This is a genomic window from uncultured Sunxiuqinia sp., from assembly GCF_963974515.1.
GTDB lineage: Bacteria > Bacteroidota > Bacteroidia > Bacteroidales > Prolixibacteraceae > Sunxiuqinia.
In genome coordinates this window covers 1-6,431 of sequence record NZ_CAXBDD010000151.1, presented here as the reverse complement: position 1 = coordinate 6,431, position 6,431 = coordinate 1, and the positions used below count along the sequence as shown (strand labels likewise).

4 protein-coding genes are annotated in these 6,431 nt (G+C 43.6%); all 4 read left to right on the top strand.

Annotated features, from left to right (window positions below; all coding sequences use genetic code 11):
• Positions 1-100 precede the first annotated feature (100 nt).
• Positions 101-628 (top strand): RNA polymerase sigma-70 factor, encoded by a 528-nt coding sequence (locus AAC033_RS17915; RefSeq protein ID WP_339740678.1) that lies wholly within the window; start codon positions 101-103, stop codon positions 626-628.
• A gap of 70 nt (positions 629-698) precedes the next feature.
• Positions 699-1,667: a FecR domain-containing protein gene (locus AAC033_RS17910; RefSeq protein ID WP_339740676.1), complete on the top strand. Its 969-nt coding sequence runs from the start codon at positions 699-701 to the stop codon at positions 1,665-1,667.
• Between the two features lie 145 nt (positions 1,668-1,812).
• On the top strand, positions 1,813-5,109 hold the full coding sequence (locus AAC033_RS17905) for a SusC/RagA family TonB-linked outer membrane protein (protein ID WP_339740674.1): 3,297 nt from the start codon (positions 1,813-1,815) through the stop codon (positions 5,107-5,109).
• Positions 5,110-5,133: 24 nt separating this feature from the next.
• Positions 5,134-6,431 (top strand): RagB/SusD family nutrient uptake outer membrane protein (locus AAC033_RS17900; protein WP_339740672.1); only part of this gene is annotated, 1,298 nt, incomplete at its 3' end.

Genomic DNA, 6,431 nt, shown 5'->3' with positions numbered 1-6,431 from the left:
GCAAAACTGTTATCAGGATGTAAAAATCTCATTTTATATTATATTTTTGAGCATGAAAGAATCGCAAGCAAATTCCACAAATCAATTCAATAATCTGCAATTGGTTGAAAAAATCAGGAATGGAGATTATAAAGCATTTAGTGTTCTCTTTGAAAATTACTACCCCATTTTATGCAATTTTTCTCTCCGCTATGTTGATGAACATTTTAAGGCGGACGACATTGTTCAGGAAGTCTTTATCAAGATCTGGGAAAATAGAAAAAGACTGGTGATTGCAGGTTCAGTGAAATCTTATCTTTTTACTGCTGTTAAAAATCAATCGCTGAATCGGTTAAAATCAGAATCTGTGAGATTAGAGCACACCCGTGATTTTTCGAGACAGCAGAATGAATCGATTGATCCGTTGGAAATTGAACACGAAGAATTTCGTGATTATCTCTTCCAATGTATCGAAAAGCTTCCGCCCCGCTGCAGGGAAGTTTTTATGGAAAGTCGGTTCAAAGGTTCAAAGCAGGAAATGATTGCCGATTCATTAAATATCACACTGAAAACCGTGAAAGCCCAGATAGGTAAAGCCCTCAAGCTGTTGAAATCATGTCTCCAACCATACTACCCTGAATATTTTTAATTTTTTTTGAAGTTAGCATACGACCTTTCTGCTTGTAGACTGTCATTAAGTTGTAGATACAAATTATCCAATGGAAAAGTTTGAACTCATATATGGGATTTTATCCAGAACAGCTTCTTCCGAAGAAGAGAACGAATTTCGGGAATGGGTTAAAGAGAACGATAACCGGGAATTGTTTGAGAAAATGCAACGGATCTGGCAGGAATCACCAAACGTAAAAAATTATAGAAAGCACGATGCCGTGAAATCTTTTTATCAGATGGATAGGAAGATTCAAAGCAGGCAAATGCTCCGGAGAAAAGTATTGTTTACAGCTATTTCGGGAGTTGCTGCGGGGATTATCATCATGCTTGGGTTGTTCAATTTTACGAATTTTCAAGCGTTGCAATCAAAAACAAACGAACAGGTCTATTTTCAAACAGAGCTTGGTAATCGCTCCCTGGTCTATTTGCCTGATGGAAGTAAAGTTTGGTTAAATGCGAAAAGCGAATTAAAGTACGACTCAGATTTTAATGTAGCGGAACGGGAAGTTATTCTACAAGGTGAAGCATTTTTTGACGTGGAAAGAGCTGAAAAACCTTTTGTTGTCCATGTAAGTGATTTAAAAGTAAAAGTCTACGGCACAAAATTCAACGTATCGGCTTATGCCGATGAGCCGGTAATCGAAACTTCTCTGGAAAGCGGGAAAGTCAGCATTCAGAACCAAAAGTCAGAAGAATATTTTATCAAGCCAGGAGAATTGGCCATCTACGATAAATCGACTTCGCAGATGGAAACCAAAAAGGTTGATCCGATCGAATACTCCGGTTGGAGAGATAACAAGATTTATTTGCACAACGAACCAATTGAGGTTCTGGCCAGAAAACTGGAACGTCAATACAATGTCACAGTCGGGTTTACCCCGGCAACTATTGGACGTGAAATTCACTATACTGGGGTTTTTGGTAACGAAAGCCTTGAGGAAATTCTGAAGGCTATTTCAACGGCCAGCGATTTGAGCGTCCAGAAAAAAGGAAATCATTATCAGATTAGTCAGTAGAAACAACAAGACCTTATCCAATCAATAGCGAAAAAGGAATGATCAATTTAATAAAAAAACAACCGTCGGGAGGTGAGAGTCCGGACGGTTGCTAAAACCCTAATGCAAGGCATTAGATTATTTAATAATTAAACGATACAAAACTATGAAAAAAAAACTAAAACTGGGGGGTTTAGGAAGTCCTCCGTTTAAAAAAATCTTGGTAATCATGCGGTTAGTTTCGATTATTATTCTGGTTATGACAGTGCATGTTTCGGCAAGCGTTTATTCGCAGCAAACGAAATTGTCCCTGAACTTTGAGAATGTCACCATTCGAGAAGTTCTAAATCAAATTGAAAAACAGAGTAATTACAAGTTTCTTTTGCAAAATGAATTGCTGGATATCGATAAAAAAGTCTCCGTTAATGCCCATCAAAGTTCAATTGATTTTGTTTTAAACGAGATTTTTTTAGACCAACGAGTCGATTACGTAATTACCGATAAAAATCTGATCATCATCCGTCCTGAATCAAGTCATGCGGGGGTTCACCAATCCGTACAGGTTGCCGGAAAAGTTACAGACTCCTCTGGTGCTCCGCTTCCTGGGGTTACTGTGGTGGTGAAAGGTACAACCCAAGGTACCGTTACCGACTTTGATGGAAGGTACACGATTGGAGGTCTTTCCGCTAATGCGACCTTGGTGTTTTCGTTTGTGGGGATGCGGAGTCAGGAGGTAGGTGTTGGCAATCAATCAACGATCAATGTGGTGATGGAGGAAGAGACCATCGGCATGGATGAAGTAGTGGTAGTGGGCTATGGTTCCCAGAAAAAAAGCGACATCACTGGTACGGTTGCTTCTGTTGGACAGGAACGTCTTCAAATGGTTCCCAATACCACCATTGCTCAGGCCATTCAAGGAGCTATTCCGGGGGTAATGATGAATACCAATTCGGCGGGAACTTCGCCCAACGAGGTGATCATGATCAGGGGACGTAATTCCATTGAGGCAGGTAACGACCCACTTATCGTGGTGGATGGCGTGCCTTATGGCGGGCAGTTGCGCGATATCAACCCAAACGATGTCAAATCAATCGAAGTGCTCAAGGATGCTTCCGCAGCAGCTATTTACGGCTCGCGTGGTTCGAATGGGGTAATCCTTGTCACCACCAAAATAGGCAAGAAAGGAAAAGCGACCATTTCCTATGATGGCTATTATGGGATGCAAAGTTTTGTAAAACTTCCAAATACCATGAGTGGACCCGAGTTTTACGAATTTAAGAAGACTCGGGAGCCTGGCTCAATAACTGCGTCGGAACAAGCTGTTTACGACGCGGGAAAATGGACCGATTGGGTTGACCTTGCCTTACGCAATGGTTACAGCACACAGCATAACATTTCCGTATCAGGAGGATCTGATAATACCAACTATTATTTTTCTGGAGGATTGACCGATATACAGGGCTTGGCGGTTGGCGATGACTACCAGCGAGTATCGATGCGTTTTAATCTGGATAGTAAAATAACCAGCTGGCTAACTATTGGAACAAGGACTCAATTAACCTACGACAACCGTAGCGGGCTAAATGTTATTTGGGATGGTGGCACTAGCTATAATGGCGTATTTTGGATGAACCCGTTGACCACTCCTTATGACGAAGATGGCAACCAGACCATCAACCCCTGGCCGGAGGAAACACAAATTGGAAACCCGCTGCAAAGGCTGCTTGCCGATAATACTGATAGATCGTATCAGGCGGTAACCAACAACCACGTTGTGGTGGATGTCCCATTTATCAAAGGTTTGCAGTACCGTCTTAATTCCGGGATCCGGCTGCGGTTTACCGACAGCGGGACCTACTGGGGACGAAATACTTTAAATGGATTGAGTTCGCGGGGTGAATCAAGCACCAACAGAAGTATGGCCGAAAGCTATACCCTGGAAAATATCGTGAATTACAACCGTGAATTCGGGAAACATAACCTGTTTTTTACTGGGGTTTATTCATTTGAGGATTACAAAAACTCAAGCAATGAACTGGATGCATCAGGTTACCCAAACGATTTTCTGACATGGTATTCCGCGGGACAGGCCGAAGTAATCGCTCCTGATTTTGGGTACAGTGCCAATACGTTAATTTCTCAAATGCTCCGCTTGAATTACTCCTACGACAGCCGCTATCTTTTAACATTCACTGTTCGTCGCGATGGGTTCTCAGGATTTGGAGAAGAAACAAAGTGGGGAACCTTCCCATCGGCAGCTGTGGGCTGGAATATTGCCAATGAAGACTTCTTTGAAAACCTGGTTCCAAACAGAGATTTAATCAGTGTTCTCAAGCTAAGAGCATCTTACGGATTAAACGGAAACCAGGCAATCGGGTCTTACAGCACCATTGCACGCATGGCCGAAGAGAACTTTGTTGACGGGTCAAGCACCATGCCTGGCTACCGGCCAAGTACATTGGGAATGGACAACTTAGGATGGGAGTCGTCGAAAACATTCAATGTTGGGTTGGATTATGGCCTTCTTTCGGGGCGCATATCCGGTGACTTAAACTACTACGTCACCAATACTTTCGACCTCTTGCTCGACCGCACGATATCCCCGATTCACGGGATCAGGGAGATTACGCAAAACATCGGAGAAACAAGAAACGTTGGCTTTGAAGCTTCCGTGAATTCCCGGAACATCATAACCAAGGATTTCTCATGGACAACCTCAGCCAACTTCAGTACCAATAAGAATGAAATCGTTTCCCTGTACGGTGAATTGGATGCAGAAGGAAATGAAATCGACGATGTTGGAAACCGATGGTTTATTGGGGAGCCCATTCGGGTGAATTACAACTACATCTGGGATGGTATTTGGCAACTGGGTGAAGAAGAAGAGGCTGCTGTTTATAATAAATACCCGGGTGGGAGCAAACTGGTTGATCTCAGTGGCCCCGACGGAACACCCGATGGAGTAATCGACCCGAATGATGACCGGGTAATCCAGGGACAGCGGGACCCAAAAATTATTTGGGGGATGAACAATACATTGACTTACAAAGATCTGACCCTTTCCGTTTTCATGCACGGTGTGCACGGAATTACATCTTCCAATGCCCTGGAGTCGGACAATGTTTTTGGGGAGGTTAAAAGGAACACGACAAAAAAGAACTGGTGGACGCCTGATAACCCGACAAACGAATGGATCATCAACGATGAAAACGGCGGTTCGAACGGCGGGATCAATACTTCAAAATATTATTCCAAAGATTTTGTCCGGATTAAAGACATTACCCTCTCTTACGACCTGCTGAAACTCTTTAGAATGGCTGGCTTTGGTAAGTTTCAGGTGTATGCAACAGGCCGAAATCTGATCACCTTCACGAACTGGCCCGGACTCGATCCGGAACTGGATGACCAGATAGCACTTCCATTGCAGAAGGAGTATGTGTTTGGAATCAATTTATCTTTCTAAGGAACGACTAAAAACAAAGAAATTATGAAAAAAATATTAAAACATACAATTGCACTATTCATCGCAATCATATTTCTGGCAGGCTGTTCTGAAGACCTTCTGAATGAAAAGCCGCCTCACATCATTACCACAACAACGCTTTATACCAGCTATAATGGTTTTCAGTCTGGGCTGAATGGACTGTATTCTCTTGTTCGTGAAGACTATCAGGGACGTGATGGCTCCAACTATTTGCGCAAAGAGATGTGGATGAACGGAAATGACAATATGGTTGCCAATCACCGCGATGGTTTTGCACGGGTAGCCGAAAGCTGGCCAAATAACAACTCAACCTATACAGAAATAACGAGTAATTTCTATTGGCTTTACCGAGTTGTTAATGCTGCCAATACCATTATAATCCATGCCGAAGATGAGGGTGTTGACTGGACAGGTGGTAATCAAAGCGCGGAAGAAAACAAAAATAGTGTTGTGGCACATGCCCGGGCCGTGCGGGCTTGGGCATACCGGTACCTCACTTATGGCTGGGGCGATGTCCCCCTGAACTTGAATGAAGCACTGGGATCGGAAGTGAAAACAGACTGGGAACGCACGCCGGTTGCAGACGTAAGAGCACAAATGATCCAGGACTGGGAGTTTGCAGAACAGCATATAGGAATTGAACCCGAGTACCAGGGGCGGATTACCAAAGGGGCCATCCAGCACTATTTGGCTGAAATGTACCTCGTAGAAAACAGCCCGACCAAAGCCTTGGAATGGGCAAATAAATGCATTAATACGCCGGATTATCAGTTGATTACAGATCGATATGGAGTGCGCAGCGCTCAGGAAGGCGTTCCTTTTATGGACATGTTTTATGATGGGAACTCCAACCGAAACGAAGGAAATACGGAAGCTTTGTGGGTATTTCCGTATGAGTTTGAAGTTATTGGGGGAGCCGGTGCCATTATGCGGCGATGGCACGTTTCCAGATATGAATCAGCAAGATTTGCTGGCAAGTCCAACGTATTGAAAAAAACAGCTGAACGAGGAGGTCGTGGACTAGGCCGCATGTCGTTAACAAAATGGGCGCTCGACAATTATGAGGAGGGAGATGACCGGGCATCCAACTATGCCATAAGGAAATTCTTCATCCTGAAAACTGCCGAAGAAAATGCCGGAGCAGGTGCCGATGTGTTACCCAATGGTTATCAATATGGCGATACCGTTTGGATGGACTGGTCAGAGGATATTACTGCTGATGCAAAAAACAGAAGGGACTGGCCTTATTCGAGGAAATGGGAAAGTGCGTATGAGTCATTCGTCGACGATGCCTTCCAGTA